The sequence below is a fragment of the Paenibacillus sp. PastM-3 genome, from assembly GCF_029893965.1.
Classification (GTDB): Bacteria; Bacillota; Bacilli; order Paenibacillales; family Paenibacillaceae; genus Paenibacillus_AQ.
In genome coordinates, this window is sequence record NZ_JARXXP010000016.1 from 98,870 (window position 1) to 121,571 (window position 22,702).

Annotated in this window: 17 protein-coding genes; 3 read left to right on the plus strand and 14 right to left on the minus strand. The window is 49.9% G+C overall.

The features are described 5' to 3' along the window. Positions 1–73 precede the first annotated feature (73 nt). Complete coding sequence (locus M2108_RS20795) at positions 74–211, plus strand: hypothetical protein (RefSeq protein WP_167360763.1); 138 nt, start codon at positions 74–76, stop codon at positions 209–211. Between the two features lie 113 nt (positions 212–324). Here M2108_RS20795 and M2108_RS20800 read toward each other — a convergent pair whose 3' ends face one another. From M2108_RS20800 to leuB, 5 genes are all read right to left on the minus strand, one after another. Beyond that, positions 325–1,845: a leucyl aminopeptidase gene (locus tag M2108_RS20800; RefSeq protein WP_277471400.1), complete on the minus strand. Its 1,521-nt coding sequence runs from the start codon at positions 1,843–1,845 to the stop codon at positions 325–327. Positions 1,846–1,989: 144 nt separating this feature from the next. Continuing rightward, a complete protein-coding gene (locus M2108_RS20805) occupies positions 1,990–3,090 on the minus strand; it encodes an ATP-binding protein (protein WP_277471401.1) in 1,101 nt (366 codons plus the stop codon). Positions 3,091–3,486: 396 nt separating this feature from the next. Beyond that, positions 3,487–3,894: a hypothetical protein gene (locus M2108_RS20810; protein ID WP_068721132.1), complete on the minus strand. Its 408-nt coding sequence runs from the start codon at positions 3,892–3,894 to the stop codon at positions 3,487–3,489. A 216-nt stretch (positions 3,895–4,110) separates the two neighbouring features. Then, entirely contained in the window at positions 4,111–4,650 is a 540-nt protein-coding gene (locus tag M2108_RS20815) for a peroxiredoxin (RefSeq protein WP_277471402.1), read from the minus strand. A gap of 249 nt (positions 4,651–4,899) precedes the next feature. Continuing rightward, entirely contained in the window at positions 4,900–5,982 is a 1,083-nt protein-coding gene (gene leuB, locus M2108_RS20820) for a 3-isopropylmalate dehydrogenase (protein ID WP_277471403.1), read from the minus strand. 240 nt (positions 5,983–6,222) lie between these two features. On the opposite strand from leuB, the gene M2108_RS20825 reads away from it, so the two are divergent. Together M2108_RS20825 and M2108_RS20830 are read left to right on the plus strand one after the other, a co-directional pair. Further along, positions 6,223–7,002, plus strand: a complete 780-nt coding sequence (locus tag M2108_RS20825) for a glycosyltransferase family 2 protein (RefSeq protein ID WP_277471404.1) — start codon at positions 6,223–6,225, stop codon at positions 7,000–7,002. Between the two features lie 92 nt (positions 7,003–7,094). Beyond that, complete coding sequence (locus tag M2108_RS20830; protein ID WP_277471405.1) at positions 7,095–8,075, plus strand: aldo/keto reductase; 981 nt, start codon at positions 7,095–7,097, stop codon at positions 8,073–8,075. Between the two features lie 90 nt (positions 8,076–8,165). Here the strand turns inward: M2108_RS20830 and M2108_RS20835 are convergent, their stop codons facing one another. The 9 genes from M2108_RS20835 to ilvB all read right to left on the minus strand — a co-directional run bounded on the left by M2108_RS20835 (position 8,166) and on the right by ilvB (position 22,576). Then, positions 8,166–9,257 (minus strand): DUF4097 family beta strand repeat-containing protein, encoded by a 1,092-nt coding sequence (locus M2108_RS20835; protein WP_277471406.1) that lies wholly within the window; start codon positions 9,255–9,257, stop codon positions 8,166–8,168. An 18-nt stretch (positions 9,258–9,275) separates the two neighbouring features. Further along, on the minus strand, positions 9,276–9,773 hold the full coding sequence (locus tag M2108_RS20840) for a hypothetical protein (RefSeq protein ID WP_068721121.1): 498 nt from the start codon (positions 9,771–9,773) through the stop codon (positions 9,276–9,278). Between the two features lie 89 nt (positions 9,774–9,862). After that, complete coding sequence (locus tag M2108_RS20845; RefSeq protein WP_277471407.1) at positions 9,863–10,318, minus strand: zf-HC2 domain-containing protein; 456 nt, start codon at positions 10,316–10,318, stop codon at positions 9,863–9,865. Further along, positions 10,315–10,857 (minus strand): RNA polymerase sigma factor, encoded by a 543-nt coding sequence (locus M2108_RS20850; RefSeq protein ID WP_277471408.1) that lies wholly within the window; start codon positions 10,855–10,857, stop codon positions 10,315–10,317. Before M2108_RS20850 ends, M2108_RS20845 begins: the two co-directional genes overlap by 4 nt. A 223-nt stretch (positions 10,858–11,080) precedes the next feature. Further along, positions 11,081–17,239 carry a SpaA isopeptide-forming pilin-related protein gene (locus M2108_RS20855; protein ID WP_277471409.1) on the minus strand — a complete coding sequence of 2,053 codons (6,159 nt, stop codon included), beginning with the start codon at positions 17,237–17,239 and terminating at the stop codon, positions 11,081–11,083. A gap of 279 nt (positions 17,240–17,518) precedes the next feature. After that, positions 17,519–19,060: a 2-isopropylmalate synthase gene (locus M2108_RS20860; protein WP_277471410.1), complete on the minus strand. Its 1,542-nt coding sequence runs from the start codon at positions 19,058–19,060 to the stop codon at positions 17,519–17,521. A gap of 107 nt (positions 19,061–19,167) precedes the next feature. Beyond that, a complete protein-coding gene (ilvC, locus tag M2108_RS20865) occupies positions 19,168–20,160 on the minus strand; it encodes a ketol-acid reductoisomerase (RefSeq protein WP_221803657.1) in 993 nt (330 codons plus the stop codon). 182 nt (positions 20,161–20,342) lie between these two features. Next, positions 20,343–20,831, minus strand: a complete 489-nt coding sequence (gene ilvN, locus M2108_RS20870; RefSeq protein WP_068721111.1) for an acetolactate synthase small subunit — start codon at positions 20,829–20,831, stop codon at positions 20,343–20,345. Then, positions 20,828–22,576: a biosynthetic-type acetolactate synthase large subunit gene (gene ilvB, locus M2108_RS20875; protein WP_277471411.1), complete on the minus strand. Its 1,749-nt coding sequence runs from the start codon at positions 22,574–22,576 to the stop codon at positions 20,828–20,830. Before ilvB ends, ilvN begins: the two co-directional genes overlap by 4 nt. Positions 22,577–22,702 lie beyond the last annotated feature (126 nt).

The following is a 22,702-nucleotide window of genomic DNA, read 5'->3' on the forward strand; positions in this document are numbered from 1 at the left end:
TTAAACACTTTGGTATCGGGGTATGTTTGTTATAAGCAATTGCAGCTAGACCACTACCTAAGGAGGAATAACTATGAATACGAAAAAAACGTTATTTACTACCGCAGCTTTGGGAGCAGTATATTTGCTTAGAAACAAAGACACCCGGAACAAGTTAATGAATGGCATCCAGTCCTTCACTAATCAGGTTAAGGCTAAACGTAACGGCTGAACCAACTCAGCCCGCACGCAGGAATTCGTCAATCACAGCTAATGCTAATAAGCCGTAAAGTCCGTTCTCCGGACTTTACGGCTTTTTGTTGGCCAATTGTTTCCATGCCCTCCCTACCTGCGCCCAGGCAGGCCCGGACCGGATTCCCCGCTAAGCCCCAGGAGATATTCCAGCAGCGTCCGGACCATGACTCCCGTGGCTCCCTTGGGATTGACGCCCCGCTCCTTGGACAGAAATGCCGTACCGGCTATATCCAGATGAATCCACGGACTCCCTTCGGCAAACTCGCCGATAAACAGCCCTGCTGTAGAAGCCCCGCCGAATCGGCCGGCAGCATTGCGGATGTCTGCCACCTCGCTTCTCAGCATCTCGCGGAACTCGGGGTATACCGGAAGCTGCCAGATCTGCTCCCCTGATCTCTTGGAGGCATCCAGCAGCTCCTGCAAAAACTGTTCGTCGTTAGTAACAGCACCGGTAGCAATATCCCCCAGGATAGACAGAACAACCCCTGTAAGCGTAGCTACGTCAATGAGCCGTTCTGCTCCCCATTCCCGGGCATAGGTCAATGCATCACCGAGGACCACCCTGCCCTCGGCATCTGTGTTCAGTACCTCTACCGTCTTTCCGCTCAGCGTAGGAATGACATCACCCGGTTTGAATGCTCCTGCAGAAGGCATATTCTCGGCGGCAGGAATGACCATGACTACATTGATCTGCGGCCGCAATCTGCCGAGCGCTTCAATGACACCGAGCACAGTCGCTGCACCGCCCATATCGCTGATCATATCCTCCATCCCCGGTGCCCGCTTGAGCGAAATACCGCCGGTATCAAAGGTGATTCCTTTGCCTATAATACCTGTAACATTACTCCATTCACTGGCTCCCTGATAACGGATGACAATCATCCGCGGGGGATGTACACTGCCCTTGCCGACAGCAAATAGCCCCCCCATCCCCTTCTGCTCAATCTCCCGTTCATCCAGCACCTCTGCCGGTAGTCCATGACGCTCAGCTATTTCAATGGCAGCTGCCGCAAGCCTGGAGGGGGTCAGCAGATTACCGGGGAGATTAGTCAGCTCACGGGCCAGATTGGTTGCATCCGCAAAAGCCGACCCCCGCTGTATTCCCCTACGCCAGCTTTGTTCCAGCGCATTTTCTGCAGGGAGCTGCGGCTGTATCTTAACTGTTGACGGCCCCTTATAGGAAGCCTGCTCCTGCTTGTAATGCTTCCTGCGGTATCCGCCCAGCAACAGCCCTTCTGTTAGTGCCTGTGCCGCCGTTATCCCCTGAGCCAGCAGATATTCAGGTATCTCAATGGTAAGCACTGCAGCCTTCATCCGGACAGCCACCCGGGAGATATGTGCCGCAAGCACTCTGAGCTCACCCGCACCGGGAAGCTCCTTTCCGCTTCCGGCCAAAATAACTGCAGAGTATTTGGATTGATCCGCTAACGGAAGTATATAAGTCTGATTCAGCTTGCCCGCAAAAAGCCCTGTTTTGGCCACAAGCTCTATACCCTTTTTCCTTTCTGCCGCAAGGCTGCCGCCATCCAGCTCTGCCTCGGATACTATAATACATAACACTTCACCTTCTGACCCGGCAGACAGGTCTCCGTTATTCCATTCAATATTCATGGTCTTTCCTCCCGCCATTCATGAAGCCTGCGGACCCTGGTCACGCAGATAAGGCTGACTTCCCGCACCAGCCGTGCAATACAGGAATCAGCCTCTTAAAGATCATTATATTATAATGCATGGCCCGCTCAGATAACAGCCCTTCTATTGTATAAGGGGCAGGGAGATGACAAACCGTGTGCCCACATTGATTCTGCTGCTGACCGAAATGCAGCCTCCGTGGTTCTTAATAATCCGGTCACTGACGGACAGCCCGAGTCCTGTCCCATTCTCCTTGGTAGTGAAAAAGGGGTTAAACAGCCGGTCAAGCGTACAAATATCCATCCCTTTCCCATTATCAGAGATGAAAATGCGGACCTCTGCACCTTCTCTGCGGGCCCCGACCTCAATTTTGCCTATACAATCACCCGCTCGCTCTGTAATCGCTTCCATTGCATTTCTTATCATATTCAGCACTACCTGTTTCATTTGCTTGGCATCTCCGGATATGATCATATTATCATGAAACGGATGGAGATCAATCTGGCAGCCCTTCATCAAGGCCTCGCTCTCCGTAAGCAGTACCACCTCTTTAAGCAATGCCGATACAGGAATCAGGGTTACCTGCGGGGCAGAGGGTTTGGATGATGTCAGAAACTCATGAATAATGTCATTGGCCCGGTCAATTTCTGCGAGAATAATCTTGGCATATTCCTCCTTGCCCAGTTGATGCAGATGGGGATGAAGGAGTTGGATAAACCCGCGGATTGCCGTCAGCGGATTCCGGATCTCATGTGCAATAGAGGCGGATAATTTGCCCAGCATAGCAAGACTATCATTCTGATAAGCGGTCTGCTCGATCAGCTTATAATCTGAAATTTCCTTAAACGTATACAGGTAGCTTCCCTTCATCTGTTCACCGGTATGCAGAGTTACACGCCAGTAGCGGCCATATTCATCGACAAATTCATAATTCGGCTTACCCCTCTGCACCATTTCCCGGTATCCGCGCAGTACCTGCTTTTTCTTAAAGCGGTTCAGCTGAATATTCGCCAGCAGGTGAGTCATTGTGCAGCCCAGAAGGGAATGGCGCGGCAGCTCAAGTATGCCGTACATTTGTTTATTTAGAAAGGTCAAAACCCCATCTTCATCAAACAGCATAATTCCACTGTCAATGTGCTCCAGCACATCCTCATATGTAGAGTTCATCATCATGGATTGAAACGTTCTTGGCAAAAGCAGGCTTTCCTGAAATTGGCTTATCACGATACGAAGTTCCCCCTTTTACTGCATTTGGCATAGACGCTTAAGCGACATCAAGTTACTATGTAAATGAGTATATGACGAAGCCGCCAGAACATTCGGAAATCGTATTATATTATCCAACCGTTTCAACTATATTCCAATCATATCCAAGAGAAGAAGACAACGCAATCAGAGAAACTGTCGAATGGCAAAAAACTTGTTAAAATGATTCTTAAGGCATAGTAATTTTATCGCGACTCTCGCTTAACAGCGGAAAACCCGGTTTTATTTATAAATCCATGCCAAAGAGGCCCCGCTTATGCGGGGCCTCTTTGGCTATAGAGCCGTAACCGGCCAAACGAAATGGAGAATGCTGCAAATCCGGGTAGACAAATATCAGCCGGATTAGAGCCCGAATCAGGCCTTCTGCTGCAGCCGCAGACGCCGCTGGCTCATTACAGCCAGACGTTTTTTAAGCTCCCGCTCCCATTTGCTGTCCCCGATCTGCTTAGCAACAGCCAGGAGGTCAAGCGCCATATCGATCTGGCTGCGGATAATGGCCAGCGGATCTTCGCTCTCCATATTAATGACATTCTCAAAGATCGCTTCCTCGTCTTCCATTACATAATCCTGAAAATCAACGTCAGTAACGCCATCGCCATGAGCATATTCCGCAAGAATCTCGTACTCATTCTCGACTTTGTAATGTACCTCTACCCGGTGGCATACCGGGCAAAACAGCAGGGGAACATTATGGACTTGCGTGCGATAATGTTTAAGGGTTCCCTTCGTTCCGACCATACTCGCTCCACAGCAAAAGCTCATTATTGTTCACCCTCCTTGGGTAAGTTCCATTGATTTCTTATTATTGTATTACAAAATAATACCGGAGATTCCTCTCCTACAGGCATTATATTAACCTCAGCGCCTATTTTCAAACAATAATTCTGGAAGTTACAGACATTTTGTTGCAAAAAACCCCCTTGACGGAAAAAGCTTCCGGCAAAGAGGTTATAATTAGTCTTTCAAAGAGCAGACACCTTACAGGTTCTTGTCGCCCGGTTTCCAGTTCATGGCGCACAGACCGCCGGATTGCAGAGCCTGCAGTACACGGAGTGTCTCTTCCACGCTTCGGCCCACATCGTTGTGATTGACTACCTGGTATTTCAGTTCGCCGTCCGGATCGATGATGAACAGCCCGCGGAGAGCCACGCCTTCTTCTTCGATCAGGACGCCGTAATCACTGGCCACCTTCTTTGTGATATCCGAAGCCAGCGGGAAGTTTATCTGCCCAAGGCCGTTCATATCGCGAGGTGTAGTGATCCATGCTTTGTGGCTGTGAACAGAGTCAACGCTCACGCCGAGAATTTCGGTATCCAGATCAGCGAAATCTGCTGCTGCATCACTGAGTGCTGTAATTTCAGTCGGACATACAAATGTGAAATCAAGCGGATAAAAGAAGAATACTAGCCATTTGCCGCGGTAGTCGGACAAGCTAACTTTACCAAAATCTTTACCGTCGCCAGTTACTGTTTCCATTGTGAAGTCCGGTGCCGGTTTACCTACCAAACGTTCTGCCATTGCTTAATTTCCTCCTTTAATTATGTAAGAAAAACAACCACTAGCATGATCCCCTGCCGAGGGAATGAGGCAATATGCTTTACTGATTGAATGAATTGGCCACTTAGTTGTTGCTATAGACCAAATGGTATCATCGCACTAAATCAAAGTCAATATTACACTCATTACTTTTTTATAATAATTATAAATAAGCACCATTCTGTGAAGTTTATTGTCTTTCTGCGTCAAAGAAGGAATATAGCAGCAGATTTACGCTTTGCGAATTGCCGCAACTATCAGATCGCCCATTTCGGTAGTGCTGATCGCCTTGCTCTTATCTACAGCAATATCGCTGGTACGGTGTCCGGCATCAAGCACCTCTGCCACAGCGGCTTCAATAGCCGCAGCTGCATCCTCATAGCCGAAGGTCATACGGAACATCAGAGCCAGCGACAGGATGGTCGCAATCGGGTTAGCCAGGCCTTGACCTGCGATGTCAGGCGCAGAGCCGTGTACAGGCTCATACAAGCCGTAGCTGCCCTCGCCCAGTGAGGCCGAAGCCAGCATGCCGATGGATCCGGTCAGCATTGCTGCCTCGTCACTCAGAATATCCCCGAACATGTTCTCGGTCACAATGACGTCGAAGCTTGACGGACGGCGCAGCAGCTGCATTGCACAGTTGTCAACCAGTACGTGCTCCAGCTCCACCTGCGGATATTCAGGAGCGATCCGGTTAACAACCTCACGCCACAGGCGGGAAGTTTCCAGTACGTTTGCTTTGTCCACGCTGGCCAGCTTGTTGCGGCGTTTGCCCGCAATTTCAAACGCCTGGCGCACGATGCGCTCCACTTCCGTTACATTGTATACGCAAGTATCTACTGCTTCTTCACCGTGTTCCCCCTGCCGGCGCAGCTTGTCGCCAAAGTAAATACCTCCGGTCAGCTCACGCACAACCATCAGGTCTGTGCCTTCCAGCACTTCCGGCTTCAGGGTGGATGCATCCTTCAGGCAGTCAAACACATTGGCAGGACGCAGATTGGAGAACAGTCCCAGCGCTTTGCGGATGCCGAGAAGTCCGGTTTCCGGCCGCAGCTCTTTCGGGTTGTTGTCCCACTTCGGTCCACCGACAGCTCCCAGCAGCACAGCATCTGCACTGCGGCAGATTTCCAGCGTATCTTCCGGAAGCGGAGTTCCACGCTCGTCAATGGCGATTCCGCCAAACAGGGCATGCTCTGTTTCAAAAGCATAGCCAAATACCTCTTCCGCTTTTCTCAATACTTTTTCCGCTTCAGCCACAACCTCAGGTCCGATTCCGTCCCCGGCGATTACGGCGATCTTTTTAACCTCGCTCATTTCCGTCACTCCTTAAATGATCTGCTCTGCTGTACGCAGGCATAGTTCTTCTGTATATTGTTGTAACATAATGGTCCAAGCTGTGCCAAATACATAAAAGCAATGACCTTGATAGGAAGCACCTATGAAGCGATGCGGCACTGAATTATACCGTTCCACTTTCCCATGGCAGATTTTTTTTGCTATCATCATTACAGGCAATACAATAAAGTATTACAAAGGAAAATACGGAGGGAAATCATGAAGATATCAGCCGCTATGATTATAAAAAATGAATCAAGAAGCATCATCCGGTGCCTGGCCAGCATTGTTGACGCTGTTGATGAAATCATTATTGTAGATACAGGCTCGACTGATAATACAATTGAGTTAATCAGAGAATTTGACTTGCAGCATAAAAATAATATCCACATTTATAATTTTGAATGGGTAGATGACTTTTCAGCGGCACGTAATTATTCGCTCTCTAAAACGCAATACGAATGGAAGCTCATTATTGACGGCGATGAATACCTGCATCCTGAGGATGCCAGGAACTTAAGCGGCTTTTGCAGAGAGGCAGCTGCTGATGGCACTAAGAATATTGTTATTGATATTGAGTACATCAACATTGCGGACAATGAAGTGATCGGTGTATTTAAAGAAGGGGTTGCCCGGCTCTTTCGCGGCGGAGATATCCGTTTTGAACGAAGAATTCATGAACAGCTTACCTTAAAAGGTGTAGCAGGAAAAAGGATTTCTTTACCGATACGCCTATATCACGATGGTTATGACCCTAAGCTGGTAAACAAAGAACGAAAGGCGTTGCGGAACGTAAAGCTGCTCGGAAGCTCGATGCAGGATGATCCTGGCGACTATATGAATCATATTTATTATGCAAGGGAAATTACACACTACAATAAGGACTTAGCGCTTCAACATCTTGAAGAGGCGGAATATTTGTACAAGCAGCACAATGTAAGGAATGAAATGGTTGAGAATTTCATAAAATTGTCCAGATCGGAAATCGTTAACTCCTGACTATTTGCTCTTCATTCCCGGGTTGGATACAATAAACATGCTGTTGTTTTCCATAAAGCACTGGTCTATTTCATAAAAGGAGTGAATGTGAAATGCAGTATACTAAGCTTGGAAAATCCGGTTTGAAGGTCAGCCGTCTCTGTCTGGGCACGATGAATTTCGGCCCGATTACGGACGAGAAGGAAGCCTTCCGCATTATGGACGCTGCGCTTGATGCAGGAGTGAATTTCTTCGATACCGCCAACATTTACGGCTGGGGCGAAAACTCCGGGCTTACAGAGACCATTATTGGACGCTGGTTCAAGCAGGGCGGCGGACGCCGCGAGAAAGTAGTGCTTGCTACCAAGGTGTACGGTGCCATGAGCGACAAGCTTGACGGTCCTAACGATGAAAGCGGTCTCTCCTCATATATAATCCGCCGCCACCTGGAAGGCTCCCTGCAGCGCCTGCAGACCGATCACATTGAGCTGTACCAGATGCACCATGTTGACCGCAGCGTGTCCTGGGACGAGCTATGGGGCGCATTTGAGCTTGCGGTGAACCAGGGCAAAGTCGGCTACGTCGGCTCCAGCAATTTCGCGGGGTGGGACATTGCCATTGCCCAATCTGAGGCGAAGGCACGCGGCTTCCTCGGCCTGGTATCCGAGCAGCATAAATACAGCCTGACCTGCCGCCTGCCCGAGCTTGAGGTGCTTCCGGCAGCGCAGAATCTCGGTCTTGGCGTTATCCCATGGAGCCCGCTCGACGGGGGATTGCTAGGCCGGAACGCCCTTATGAAGATTGAGGGCAGCCGCAGCGGCGGCAATGCCGAACGTATAGAACAGCATAAGAGCCAGCTTGAAGCCTTTGCTGAGTTAAGCCGTGAGCTCGGGGAGCCGCAGGACAATATCGCTCTGGCCTGGCTGCTGGCTAATCCTGCTGTAACAGCGCCTATTATTGGCCCGCGCACACTGGAGCAGTTCGAAAGCGCACTGCGCTGCCTTGAGGTTGTACTGGATGAGAGCGTGCTGAAGCGGCTGGACGAAATTTTCCCGGGTCCAGGCGGAGCTGCACCGAAGGCGTATGCCTGGTAACATACCTGACTATTAGTACTCTCTTAACCTTATACAGATCAGCAAAAGGAGCAGCACCACCGGACAATGTCCGGGAGGCTGCTCCTTTTGCTACTCGGCTGTATCTACAGTAATGGCACCGTTACTGGTTGACAGGGAAACCTCATGTTTTCCGGCACCCAGCACTGCTGTGCCATGATTATCATCCTCCCGGTTCCAGTTAACATTTCCCTTCAATCCGCCGTTGCTCGTCTCCGCATCGATCTCAGCGTCTGTTGCCGCCGGCAGGCTGACGGTTATTTTGCCGTTAGTGGAGTCCAGCTCCCAATCGCCAGTAACCGCAGAGTTAACGGTGATTCTGCCGTTGCTGCTCTCTGCCGACACTGAACCGTCAATATTGGTAAGCGTGATTGCACCATTGGAGCTGGAAAGCTCGGTTTCCCCCTGCACATTCTGAACGGAAATGGTCCCATTACTGGTGTGGGCATCAACTCCGCCGGTGATATCATGAATATCCAGCGTACCGTTGCTGGTATCGACCTCAATGCCTGCCGTAAGATTGGCAGCTTCAACTGCCCCGTCGCTGGTCTCCACCAGGACCGCCAGATTCTGCGGAAGGCTGATATTCAAATACGGTTCCTTGGTATAGACGCCGAAGTGAATGTTTGACAGCCAGTTCGTCTCCAGATCCAGCTTCAGAATAAGCGTATCCCCATCTTCGGATACCTTCCACTTCTTCTCCATAGCGTCCGCTGCTTCGCTTTCGTTTTTGCCCGGAAGCTCGAGCTTGCCCTCATACTCAAGGGTGTTCCCGTCTGTTCCTTGAATCATAACCTTTCCGCTGGGCAGTTCAATCTTCACACGCTCAATCTTGGGCTGTACCTCGACTGTTCCACTCAGCGGAGCCAGCTGCGTCCGGCCGAAAATTCCGCCGAGTGTTCCGCCAGCCAGTACGGTCTGCCCGCCGCTTGCCAGCACCAGCACGATAATCAGCAGAATGGCCCAGCCGCTGACACGGGTTTTGACATCTGAGCGGATGAACAGCCGGATCAGCATTTCCAGTCCGAACAGAATAAGTAATGCCGGCCACAAATAACCCAGGGTATCGTATGAAACCACATCATATTGAGCCAAAACGATTAATACACCCACTGCGATGCAGCCGATTGCGGCAGAGAAGCTGCCGATTTTCCATCTCCCCATGGATCAAATCCCCATTTCCTATACTTTTGAATTTTTTTTGAGCATTCTGAAGCCGTATCCGATCAGGGCCAGCGACAGCAGAATGGACCCGATATTCATATCGGTAAGAATACGCCAGAGCCACGGAAAAGCGGTAGCCACCAGCAGCAGGAAGCCTGCCGCGACACAGCCGATGCCCAGCCATACAGGATTTACATCATCCTGCGGATACTCCGATACCGGAGGCAAACCCATGCTCCACGGGGCTCCATAACTGTCCGGGTGGAACATCATCCGCTCATGCTCGGCGATCGTCAGCTTCATCCAGGCCGCTTTTTGCAGGGCATCAAATAATTGATAGAACCAGAGAGCAGCAAGTGCGAACGGGAACACCGTCGGCATGGACGGAATAAAAATGATACACGCCGAGGCTCCGATCATATACTGCAGTCCAAGCTTTTTAAATCCCAGATATAAATGTCCCAAGCCCGGTACAAGCGCCAGGAAAAAGGTAAGCCAGCGTTTTTTCTTAATCATGCTATATCCTCCTAAAAGTTTGGTGAGCATTCCTTCTTCGCCTTGTCTTCTTTTACAACTCTTTTCGTAAGCCAAAGCTGATTATGCTTCTATTTATGGCCGCCTTGGGCATTAAACCATGCTGTAACGGATGTCGACATCTGCCCGTTGATCTCGGTGATTCCGTAGGCCAGATTCTCAAATACCCCGAACTGCAGCAGCAGAAACGTAAGGCCCACTGCAACTCCATAGTGCATCCATGATGTGCCTGGTGCAGTCCGGCGCCGGGCTGCGGTCGCCCTGACAGCGCGCTCACGGCGGCCTGCTTCAAGCTGCCCAATATGCTCCATTACGTCATTCGTTATATCGGGAAAATCCCATGACTCCGGCGTATCTAGTCCGGCTTCCATCTCACTCCACAGTTCGGCCAGCCCACGGGCCTCCTCCAGCCATGATGAGCAGCCGGGACAAGCTTCGATGTGCAGACGGATATTCAGCTCCATCTCCGGAGACAGTGTGCCTTCAATATAATGCGGCATCCATTCTTTGACTGTTGCACAATTCATCGCCATTCCTCCCCGCTTTTTCGCATCATCTGTCTGGCTCTGTAGAGCTGTGATTCTACTGTTTTAACCGAGACGCCCTTCTGTTCGGCAATTTCCTGATAGGAGTGGTGCTGAAAATAATACAGCTGCACGACCGACCGGTACGGTTCCGTGAGGCTGTTCAGATTCTGATCCAGCTCCTCTGAGGCTTCCTTGCTCAGTGCCGCCTGCTCCGGCGTATGTGAGGTAATCCAGTCATTCTCTGTATAATCCGCCGTACTGCGGTGGCGCCATTCCCTGTCATTGGCCCGTTTCCAGTCCAGACAGGTTCTGTATGCAATCCGGTACAGCCAGGTAGAGAATGAAGACTGTCCCCTGAAGGAGGGGAGCGCCTTGTAGGCTTTGATGAAGACTTCCTGAGCCATATCCTTGGCCGACTCGGCTTCTCCCGTTATTTTGATGCACACTCGGTATACCATGCCCTGATAACGCGTCACCAGATGTCCAAAAGCCTGGCTCTGGCCGTTAAGCACGGCTGAAATCCATTCCGCCTCTTCCAAGTCGTTCTCCCCTCCTTCTTCATAACGTTAGACGCCGGGCAATCCGGTTCCCCTGCAGGCCGTAACGTATTTTTTCAAAAAAGATTACTCATACCTAGTTTACCGTAGAATCCCCTGCAAAAGTCCGTAAACATTCTTGAATATAAGAAAAAAAACAACCCACCCAAAGCAGTTCATCAGGTGGATTGTTTCGTTGCTATGAATGTTATTTATCGTTTGAAAATTATTCCTGTTTCTTGCGCGTTCTGAATCTCACGGCCAGGAAGATACCGAGAACCATAAGTCCTCCGCCTGTCAGATACAGCGGAAGCGGACTCTCTTCGCCTGTTTTGGGAAGATTGCCGGGCAGACCGTTATTCTCATTATCCGAGTTAGTACTATTATCTGTACCAGTGTCATTATCAGGTACCGAACCGAGCGGAACTTCATCAATATCAACTTCGATGATAATCTCCTGCTCATTGCCGTCCTCATCCGTTACAGTGACGGTGAACTTATCCTTCCCGGTAAAGCCGGGATCAGGGGTATAAGTCCATTTTCCATCCGGTGTAACCACAACCGTACCATGTGACGGCTCCTCACTGATGCTCGGAATGCCGCCCAGCGGAATCTCTCCATCAATCGGGATATCCGCAATGGTAGTAGCTGTTGTAGCTTGCGGTGTTGGGGCACTGCTCACGGCAGGCGTTGCCGGACTCACAGTTGGTCCTGGTGTTGTCAGGCCTGGTGTTGCCGTTACACCTGGTGCTGGCGTTGCTGAAGGTCCTGGTGTAACGACAGACCCCGGTACCGTAGAAGCGGTTGGTGTCGATGCTGGAGTACCCGGATATGATGTGGCAGGTGCCGGTGTGGGCGTTGCTGTTGGCGTTGCTGTTGGTGCAGCTGTCGGTGCAGGTGTTGCAGGTACTGCCTTGTTCGTAATCTGCTGCTGCACGTTCGGCAACGCTACAGTCAGGTTCGCGCTGCGTTCGGTTCCATTCAGCACGTACCCAACCGGAGCTACCGTTTCCTTGAAGGTGTATGCTCCCAGCTTCAAGTCCTTAAACTCCACAACACCGTTCGCGTCCGTAGTAGCTGTTGCGACCACAACATCGCTGGCGTTGTACAGCTTGAATTCTGCTCCTGCCAGCTTCTTCGCCGTATCATCCTGATCGACCTTCGTCAGCTTCAGCGAGCCAAGGATCTCCTTATTGGTAATCTGCTGCTGCACGTTCGGCAACGCTACAGTCAGGTTCGCGCTGCGTTCGGTTCCATTCAGCACGTACCCAACCGGAGCTACCGTTTCCTTGAAGGTGTATGCTCCCAGCTTCAAGTCCTTAAACTCCACAACACCGTTCGCGTCCGTAGTAGCTGTTGCGACCACAACATCGCTGGCGTTGTACAGCTTGAACTCTGCTCCTGACAGCTTCTTCGCCGTATCATCCTGATCGACCTTCGTCAGCTTCAGCGAGCCCAGAATCTCTTTGTTGGTAATCTGCTGCTGCACATTTGGTGCAGCCACAGTCAGGTTCGCGCTGCGCTCGGTGCTATTCAGCACGTAGCCAACCGGGGCTACCGTTTCCTTGAACGTGTAGGTTCCAAGCTTCAGATTCTTAAACTCCACGACGCCGTTCGCGTCTGTTGTAGCTGTTGCGATCACAACATCGCTGGCGTTGTACAGCTTGAACTCTGCTCCTGACAGCTTCTTCGCCGTATCGTCCTGATCGACCTTCGTCAGCTTCAGCGAGCCCAGAATCTCTTTGTTGGTAATCTGCTGCTGCACATTCGGCAATGCTACAGTCAGGTTAGCGCTGCGTTCGGTTCCATTCAGCACGTAGCCAACCGGGGCTACCGTCTCCTTGAAGGTGTACGCTCCAAGCTTCAGATTCTTAAACTCAACGACGCCGTTCGCGTCTGTTGTAGCTGTTGCAACCACAACATCGCTGGCATTGTACAGCTTGAATTCCGCTCCTGACAGCTTTTTCGCCGTATCATCCTGATCGACCTTCGTCAGCTTCAGCGAGCCCAGAATTTCCTTATTCGTAATCTGCTGCTGCACATTTGGTGCAGCCACAGTCAGGTTCGCGCTGCGTTCGATGCTATTCAGCACGTAGCCAACTGGAGCCACCGTCTCCTTGAAGGTGTACGCTCCAAGCTTCAAATCCTTAAACTCAACCACGCCGTTCGCGTCTGTAGTAGCTGTTGCGACCACAACATCGCTGGCATTGTACAGCTTGAATTCCGCTCCTGACAGCTTCTTCGCCGTATCATCCTGATCGACCTTCGTCAGCTTCAGCGAGCCCAGAATTTCCTTATTCGTAATCTGCTGCTGCACATTTGGTGCAGCAACAGTCAGGTTCGCGCTGCGTTCGGTGCTATTCAGCACGTAACCGACCGGAGCTACCGTTTCCTTGAAGGTGTAGGTTCCAAGCTTCAAATCCTTAAACTCAACGACGCCGTTCGCGTCTGTTGTAGCTGTTGCGACCACAACATCGCTGGCATTGTACAGCTTGAACTCCGCTCCTGCCAGCTTCTTAGCCTTGTTGTCTTCATCTACTTTGGTCAGCTTCAATGAGCCCAGAATCTCTTTGTTGGTAATCTGCTGCTGCACATTTGGTGCAGCCACAGTCAGGTTCGCGCTGCGCTCGGTGCTATTCAGCACGTACCCAACCGGAGACACCGTCTCCTTGAAGGTGTAGGCGCCAAGCTTAAGATCCTTAAACTCAACGACGCCGTTCGCGTCTGTTGTAGCTGTTGCAACCACAACATCGCTGGCGTTGTACAGCTTGAACTCTGCTCCTGCCAGCATCTTCGCCGTGTTGTCTTCATCTACTTTGGTCAGCTTAATCGAGCCTAAAAGTTCATTATTGGTAATTTGCTGCACAATTTGCACGGCCGAAGTAATATTAACGCTGCGTTCAGCCGAATCCAGCACGTAGCCGGACGGAGCCACCGTTTCCTTGAAAGTATAGGCGCCAAGCTTCAGATCCTTAAACTCCACAACCCCGTTCGCGTCTGTAGTAGCCGTTGCTACCAAAGCTTTGCTGGCGTCATAGAGCTTGAATTCAGCTCCAGCAAGCTTTTTAGAAGAGTCAGCCGAGTCTACCTTGGTCAGCTTAAGCGAGCCGAGCACTATTTTATCATTAGTAACGGTTAAAGTTTTTTGTTGTGCCGGATCTATGGTTACAGCAGTACTGCCGGCAGTAATTACATATCCGTCCGGAGCCTTCGTCTCCTTAAGAGTGTAGCTTCCACCCATTAACTTGATGAAAATCAATTCACCGCTTGCATTCGTAGTCCCGGAACCGACCAGTGTATTGGCTGAGTTATATAGCTCAAAGACTGCTCCTGCAAGTTTAGTAGCCGTATTTTCTTTCGCCACCTTGGTTACCTTGAGCGAGCCGTTGAAATCATTGGTCACTGTCAACAGAACTGGTGTGGAGGAATTGATAGTCACCGTACGCTCTGTAGTATCAACCGCATAGCCAGCTGGCGCCTTGGTTTCCTTCAATATATATTTTCCCGCACGCAAATCCTTGAACTCCAGGTTACCGCCGGAATCGCTGGTCGCATACTTTGTTTCCTTCAGTTCACTACCTACGATCCGGCCCAGGGAAAATTCAGCACCAGGCAGAAGTAACGATTGATCCGCATTGGTCTTTAGTACCTTGAGCGACCCTTTTACCCCGCTGCCCGTACCGCCGGTATCAACGATAGTAAAGCTGTTGCTGTATGAAAAAGGCTTGCTTACTGATTTTGAGCCCGTTCCGGTGAAAGAAACTGCGTTAGTTACCGCTACAGTTCCTACAGCCGTAATAACAGTCTGGTACTTAAGCACGTATGGTTCGGATATCGTATTCTTAAAAGCCAGCTTAAAGATGTCCTTACCGCTGGAGTCAGTCAGGAATTCAAGTGTATAGTCTGTTCCCTCGGCCAGTTTAGCAGATGTTGCTGTTACTGCACCGCTTGAGTTCACCGTTGTTTTAAAAAGCTGGAAGCTGGCTGGCAGCAGCACCTGATTTGTACTCGGAGTATCCACAACCTGAGCATCGCCTACTACAGACTGATTCGCGTTAATGGTCATGGTCCAGTTTATAATGGTCTGATCCGAGGAGTCTCTGGTTCCGGTCTTAGTCACATATTGGCCGCCGTTCGGAACACTTACCTCTGGAGAAGTTAAGGTTTCCGACACCGCGTTGGACTGTGCATCATTCAAAATTGCAGTATTGGTAACCTTATCCAGATTAATATCTCCGGCTATGAACGCTGTCTGGAAAACTACATAGAAGGCATAGTCGATATCGTTCTTGAATTTAACCTTAAGCTTACGTCCATCACTGGTTACGCCCGCTTCATACTCTGCAGCATTCACAAGGCTTCCCTGTACCGGATTACCGTTAGACTTATAAGTAAGCTCATATACTTTGACCGAGCTGGCATCTCCGCCCGCCATCTGCTGGCTTGCCGGCAGCGTATCTACCAGCTCTGCACCAGCGGCCAGCGCTCTTTTGTTATAGTTCGCGCCAACCTTCCAGGTGATAGTCTTGCTTGTTGCATCATAACTGCCCGATTTGAGGCCATTTTTGATGACTTCGGTTCGTGGAGTGAACGTTTGAGCTGACGTTTGTGTACCCGTTGTTGTTTTTTCATCCCACACAATGGAAGCAGTATTCCTGAAGTAGCTGGAGGCTGTTTTTAGTTTGTAATAATCAAATTCAGTGCTGTATGTGATCGTATATGCCTCCGTAATGGGCTTCAAAAATTTGATTTGGAAGCCATCATTTACACTGAAATCTCCAGAACCTAAATTAGTGATTGTATAATCAACGTTTTCAACCAGGGCAGGAGAAATAACCGGTTTTCCGATCAGCTTCAAGCCTGCATTATCAAATTTGTCTGTCAGCAACAGATTTGTCATCGTTCTGTTGTCTTCATTAACCTTAATCGTCCAGTTCACTGTTTTGTTTAAATAATTCACACCTGAAGGTGACTGTTTGTTCAAAATCCGTTGGGTAGTAGAAGCAGAAGCTTGAACAGTCTGGCCGTTGTATGTAACTTTATTTACAATACTTTCACCGGAATATACCCGCTCCGCTACCTTGGTATCGTAGACAATCCGGTATGCTGACTGGATGTCATTGTTGAACTGGATTTTAAAGCCAGCTGTAGTCGCCGTATCCGGCAGTGTAGTCACAGTATAATCTGTGCCCGCAGTCAACTGGCCATCATCTGTGCCACTTCCATTTTGATCCAGATTCACTTTGAAAATTTTCAGCGATGCGGGAACATAGTCCTGGCTTATGTTAAAATAGTCGGTTAGCACAGCTTTATCCGCGGTAATTGTTTTTTCATCATAATTAAACTTAATTTGCCAGCTAATCGTTTCCGTTGTTGCATTATAGCTGCCAGCAGTCTTCTCCAGCGATTTCCCGTAACTGACTCCAACGGCTGAAGACGTTCCGCTTTGGGAGGCCCCGTTGCCATTTAGGGTAGCTGTGTTAGTAAAACTGGATTTACTTGTATCTGTAATGCTGGTGAAGAACTTCACCCGATAGGCTTCATTTATCGTATTATTGAATTTCAGGTTCAAATTCCTCGCGGTACTTGCAGATGTATCATACAGTGCAGGATCGAGCTGACCCCCTTGAGTTACGTTTCCCTGTACATCGACATTCAGACCATATACAGCTATGGAGACCGTATTCAAATCCAGACCTGTTGGAATCGTATCTGTAACGGATGCATTCGCGAGCCTGCTTAGAGAGGTATTCACATCCACCGTCCACTCAATCGTGCTTGCATTATATTTTTGCGGCAGCGGGACTCCGGATTTGCTAACAGCCTTTCCGTTATTGGGCTGAATCTGGAGTGTGATGGAGTTACTCGCATTTCCTGCGATCGGAAAAGGAAGCACCTGTGTTGTACTGCCGGTAACTGTAGTCGAGCTTAGCTTGGACTCCGCCCAAAAGTTTCCTTTTATATCAAACAGCCCATCAATATTCTTATTAAATTTAAATACGACTTTATTATCAGAACCTACCGTATAAGTGCCGACACCATCGTCAAATTCACTGTTAACCAGTGTGCCCGAATAGGTTTGATCAATTTTTAACTGGGACGGAAGAGTATATGTATAAGTAGCACCCTCTCCATATTTGGCATCCGGAAGCTCATAGGTCAAATTCAGCTTAACTGTAGAATCCAGCTTATACACGTTGCTTGTAACCTGCGTACCGTTCTCATAGACGGACAGGGTTACGCTTTTAACAATATCCTCTGTAATTTGAGTTTCTGTTGCATCTGCATTGACATTTGAAAAGAAACCTATTGTGGTTGCAAGTGCTGTTACCAGCATAACTACTCCGAGCCAAATGGCCCATTTGTTTTGTCTTATTACTCTCAAGAATTTTCCCTCTCCCTCATCTTTTATTAAGAACAGTGTTGGAATACTACTATTCCCCCTACAAAATCCCTATAAAGCTGGCCTTCACAACAAAAAAATGCGCCTATGCGCAATAACGTCAAGATACATTGTAACTATTTTCGCTGACAAACCACTGATAAATCACTTCCATTTGCCCTACCCGCCTCATCAGCACAAAAAAAGCCATACATCCGCAAAGAACGCTTTGCAGAATGCATGGCTTTCATTAACTTATTCTTTTTCTTCTATAAAATAGTCTTACAGCTGTGCATGATCACGACGAGTGTACGTCTTACGCTTCTCCAGCAGCTTATTGAGCGCATCCAGATAAGCCCGGGCGCTGGCCTCAAGAATATCCGTGCTCAGTCCGCGTCCTTGTGCAGCTACTTCACCCTGGGACAGCACAACATGTACCTCACCCTGTGCATCCTTGCCGCGGCTTACAGCTTTAATGGAATAGTCACCCAGGGTAACTTCCTCGCTTGTAGCCAGATCGATCGCATTATAAATGGCATCAACCGAACCATTCCCCTCGGCAACTGCTACTATCGGCTCAGCTTCCTGGCCTTTAATGACTACCTTTGCTGTAGGAATGGACTCATTGCCGTAAGTGACATAAATGGTCTGCAGACTGAAAATTTCCGGCGTATCGCCCAGCTTTTCCTCCAACAGGGCCAGAATGTCCTCATCGGAGACCTCTTTTTTCTTATCAGCCAGATCCTTGAATTTCGCAAAGGCGGTATTCACTTCTTCCTCCGGCAGGTCATATCCCAGATCATTAAGTTTATCCCGGAAGGCGTGACGGCCGGAATGCTTGCCCAGCACCAGCTTACTCTCTTTGAGCCCGATCGTTTCCGGCGTCATAATCTCATAGGTGGTCTTCTCCTTGAGCATGCCGTCCTGATGGATACCAGACTCATGTGCAAAAGCATTGGCCCCGACAATTGCCTTATTGCCCGGAACGGCCATCCCGGTCAGTCTGCTGACCAGACGGCTGGTCCGGGAGATTTCCGAGAGCACCAGAGAAGTCTTCGCTCCGAAAAATTCGTTGCGCGTCTCCAGCGCCAGAGCCACTTCTTCAATCGCCGTATTACCGGCCCGTTCCCCGATACCGTTGATGGTACCTTCGATCTGATCCGCACCGTTCTGAATGGCCGCCAGTGTATTGGCAGTAGCCATTCCCAGGTCATTATGACAGTGGGCACTCAGCTGGACCTTCTCAATGTCAGGCACTGTATCCTTCAGGAATTTAAAAATGGCTCCATATTCCGAGGGGTTCAGGTAACCGACCGTATCGGGAATATTGACCACATTCGCGCCCTCACGGATCGCCATGGCCACCATTTCCGCCATAAAATCACGCTCGGTCCGTCCGGCATCCTCCAAGGAAAACTCCAGCTTGGAAAAATACTTCTTCGCGTAACGGATCGCAGATTGTGCGGTTTCAAGCACCTGGGCTTTTTCCATACGCAGCTTATGCTGCCGGTGAATCGGCGAGGTTGCCAGAAAAATATGAATGCAAGGGTCCTGCGCGCCCTTCAGTGCTTCTCTGACCGCGTCAATATCAGTCTCTCTGGAGCGTGAAAGTCCGATAACAGTAACATCCTTTACTGCTTTCGCTACGGCGTTGACAGCTGCCAGATCGCCCGGTGAAGCTGCGGGGAAGCCTGCCTCCATCCGGTCAACTCCAAGCTTTTCAAGCTGGTAGGCGATTTCCACCTTCTCACGTGTATTCAGGTTCACACCCGGCGACTGCTCCCCGTCACGCAGCGTCGTGTCGAACACATAGATTTTCCGCAAGCTGAGCACCTCCTGAAAATTGTGCAAAAACCCTCAAATGCGGCCCGCAAAGTTACGGCCGCATCTGAGGATTACACTATTGTGTCTTACCAATTAAGTATATGAGCCTATTTCTTAATCCAGTGCATCATTTCACGCAGCTGGCTGCCGACTACTTCTACCGGATGAGCAGCTTCGTTGCGGCGGGTAGCAGTCAGGAAGGCACGGCCGGACTGGTTCTCCAGGATAAAGTCACGGGCAAATTTACCCTGCTGGATATCAGTCAGTACAGCTTTCATTGCTTTTTTGGTTTCGTCAGTAACAATGCGCGGTCCAGTTACATAGTCACCGTACTCGGCAGTGTTGGAGATGGAATCACGCATAGTAGCAAGTCCGCCTTCATACACCAGGTCAACAATCAGCTTCAGCTCATGCAGACACTCGAAGTAAGCCATTTCAGGAGCATATCCTGCTTCAGTCAACGTTTCGAAGCCGGCTTTGATCAGTGCGGATACACCGCCGCAAAGTACAGCCTGCTCACCGAACAGATCGGTTTCGGTTTCTTCACGGAAGGAGGTTTCGATAACCCCTGCACGTGTACAGCCGATACCTTTAGCATAAGCAAGTCCGATTGCCTTAGCATTTCCTGTAGCATCCTGTTCGATTGCGATCAGACCAGGAACGCCGAAGCCTTCTACATAAGTGCGGCGAACCATGTGGCCCGGGGATTTAGGTGCAACCAGCAGTACGTCAGCATCCTTAGGAGCAACGATCTGGCCGAAATGTACGTTGAAGCCGTGGGAGAACATCAGAGCTGCGCCTTTTTTGAGGTTAGGCTCAATATCATTCTTATATACGGATGCCTGTGTTTCGTCCGGCATCAGAATTTGCACTACGTCTGCACGGGATACTGCTTCAGCTACCGACAATACTTCAAAGCCGTCATTTTTGGCGGTTTCAAAGGATTTGCCTTCACGCAGGCCGATGACAACCTGAAGCCCGCTGTCGCGCAGGTTCTGCGCCTGGGCATGTCCTTGGCTGCCGTACCCGATTACTGCAATTGTCTTTCCTTTTAATACGCTGAGTTCTGCATCCTGTTCATAGTACGTTGTCACTGCCATTGTCAATATCCTCCTTTAATTTGGAACCCATCGTAAAGAGCGGGTACTTCAAGAGTGCCTGAGGCTGAATCCGCAGCTCCGTGCTGCTCCTCAAGTCCCCGCTCTTTCGAGGGCAATTCATTATAATATTATCAAATTAATGCACACAAGCAGCAATTCGTTAAAGCTGTAAATTATACTGATCAGGCATTCCCGCGGATCATTGCTGTGACTCCGGTACGGGACAGTTCTTTGATGCCGTATGGCTTCAGTAATTCAATCATCGCATCGATCTTTTGTGTATCGCCTACGACCTGGACCAATAGGCTGTTTGTACCGATATCGACAACAGAAGCACGGAACGTCTCAACAACGCCCATAATTTCGGGACGCTCAGCCGGCTCGGCTTTGACTTTGATCAGGGCCAGTTCGCGGGCAACCATTGGTTTGGAGCCAAGATCTACAACCTTGATGACATCAATCAACTTGTAAAGCTGCTTCTCGATCTGTTCCAGCGTGTGCTGGTCGCCGAGTGTAACGATGACCATCCGGGACAATCCGATTTCTTCGGATTGCCCGACAGTAATGCTCTCAATATTGAAGCCACGGCGTCCGAACAAGCCCGCTACCCGCTGCAGCACACCCGGCTGGTCATTCACAAGCACAGAAATCGTGTGTTTCATCACTGTCATTCATCCCCCATAAGCATTTGATCAATGGTTGAGCCCTGAGTTACCATCGGGTAGACATTTTCGTCCTTTGGAACGACGAATTCTACCAGAACGGGTCCCGGCGTTTCCAGTGCTTCTTTCCACGCTGCGCCTGCTTCTTCTTTATTCGTTGCCCGCAGTCCTTTTACACCGTAGGCTTCAGCCAGCTTAACAAAATCCGGGCTGCCGGCGAGGTCTGTGTAGCTGTAGCGTTTCTCATAAATGAGATTCTGCCACTGGCGTACCATACCCAGAACCTGATTGTTGATGACTACGATTTTGACCGGGATATTATTGATTGCACAGATCGCCAGCTCCTGGGAACACATCTGCATTCCGCCGTCCCCGTTAATGGAAACTACCAGCCGCCCAGGCTGAGCCATTTGTGCGCCGATTGCTGACGGGAATCCGAAGCCCATTGTTCCAAGTCCTCCGGAAGTAATCCATGAGCGCGGGTGATTAAATTTATAGTACTGTGCAGCCCACATCTGATGCTGGCCAACGTCAGTAGTTACAATGGCTTCGCCTTTGGTAGTCTCATTGATCATTTCAATGACCCATTGCGGCTTGAGCTCTGTGTCCGAATCGTTGTAGCGGAGCGGCTTCTCAAGCTTCCACTGGGCGATTTGCGTTCTCCAGGCATCCGCCTTAGCAGCGCGTGTAAGGTCCGGAATCAGCATTTCCAGTACCGTTTTTACATCGCCTACAATCGGAATATCAGGTGTAACGTTCTTGCCGATTTCCGCCGGATCAATGTCGATGTGAACAATCTTCGCTTTCGGAGCAAAGCCGTCCAGCTTACCGGTTACGCGGTCATCAAACCGGGCACCGATGTTAATCAGCAAATCACATTGCTGTATGGCATTATTGGCTGTATAGGTACCATGCATACCAGGCATTCCCATCCAGAGGTCGTCAGCACTAGGGAAGCAGCCGAGTCCCAGCAGAGTTGTTGTAATCGGGATTTCGGTCCGTTTTACAAACTCGGTCATCGCTTCATGCGCTCCGGAGTAGATAACGCCGCCGCCTGCGATAATAATCGGACGTTCGGCTGCCGAGATGGCCCGGATCAGCTTATCCAGCTGAAGCTTATTAGGAACGGTCCGCGGGTTATAGCCGCGGAGGTTGACTCCCTGGTTCTGTACCGGTGTGAACAGCGCTTTTGCTGCCGATACATCCTTCGGAATGTCGATCAGTACTGGACCCTTACGTCCTGTATTTGCGATATGGAACGCTTCATGAATGATACGCGGCAGATCTTCGACATCCCTTACCAGATAGCTGTGCTTCGTAATCGGCATTGTTATTCCTGTGATATCCGCTTCCTGGAAGGCATCTGTTCCAATCAGGCTGGAGAAGACATTACCAGTGATTACTACGAGCGGAACCGAGTCCATAAAGGCCGTTGCAATTCCTGTAACGAGATTCGTTGCTCCCGGACCTGAGGTTGCGATACATACGCCCGGCTTCCCGCTTGCTCTGGCATAGCCGTCAGCGGCATGAATTGCGCCTTGCTCGTGGCGGGTAAGAATATGCTTGAAATCATCGAATCCGTGCAGGGCATCGTAGATATACAATACCGCTCCGCCCGGATAGCCGAATACCGTATCCACACCTTCCAGTACCAGACTGCGCAGCAGGATTTCAGAACCTGTTATCACCTCGGGATTTTTCCATTTCTCACGTAATTCTTCTGTAGACCGCACTTCCGGTGTTTGCGCGCTCATCAGTATTCCTCCCTTCGATAGTTAACATTCATTATGCAAATGACGGACCGTCCTTTATTCAGCAGCAGGGGCTTAAAACCAAAAAAACCTTCCGCCTCCCACGCGCCAAAGCAAAGCGCGTGAGGG

Coding starts and splice junctions, on each gene's coding strand:
- M2108_RS20795 (WP_167360763.1), top strand. CDS start 74: ATGAATACGAAAAAAACGTTATTTACTACCGCAGCTTTGGGAGCAGTA.
- M2108_RS20800 (WP_277471400.1), bottom strand. CDS start 1,845: ATGAATATTGAATGGAATAACGGAGACCTGTCTGCCGGGTCAGAAGGT.
- M2108_RS20810 (WP_068721132.1), bottom strand. CDS start 3,894: ATGAGCTTTTGCTGTGGAGCGAGTATGGTCGGAACGAAGGGAACCCTT.
- M2108_RS20815 (WP_277471402.1), bottom strand. CDS start 4,650: ATGGCAGAACGTTTGGTAGGTAAACCGGCACCGGACTTCACAATGGAA.
- leuB (WP_277471403.1), bottom strand. CDS start 5,982: ATGAGCGAGGTTAAAAAGATCGCCGTAATCGCCGGGGACGGAATCGGA.
- M2108_RS20825 (WP_277471404.1), top strand. CDS start 6,223: ATGAAGATATCAGCCGCTATGATTATAAAAAATGAATCAAGAAGCATC.
- M2108_RS20830 (WP_277471405.1), top strand. CDS start 7,095: ATGCAGTATACTAAGCTTGGAAAATCCGGTTTGAAGGTCAGCCGTCTC.
- M2108_RS20835 (WP_277471406.1), bottom strand. CDS start 9,257: ATGGGGAGATGGAAAATCGGCAGCTTCTCTGCCGCAATCGGCTGCATC.
- M2108_RS20840 (WP_068721121.1), bottom strand. CDS start 9,773: ATGATTAAGAAAAAACGCTGGCTTACCTTTTTCCTGGCGCTTGTACCG.
- M2108_RS20845 (WP_277471407.1), bottom strand. CDS start 10,318: ATGAATTGTGCAACAGTCAAAGAATGGATGCCGCATTATATTGAAGGC.
- ilvC (WP_221803657.1), bottom strand. CDS start 20,160: ATGGCAGTGACAACGTACTATGAACAGGATGCAGAACTCAGCGTATTA.
- ilvN (WP_068721111.1), bottom strand. CDS start 20,831: ATGACAGTGATGAAACACACGATTTCTGTGCTTGTGAATGACCAGCCG.
- ilvB (WP_277471411.1), bottom strand. CDS start 22,576: ATGAGCGCGCAAACACCGGAAGTGCGGTCTACAGAAGAATTACGTGAG.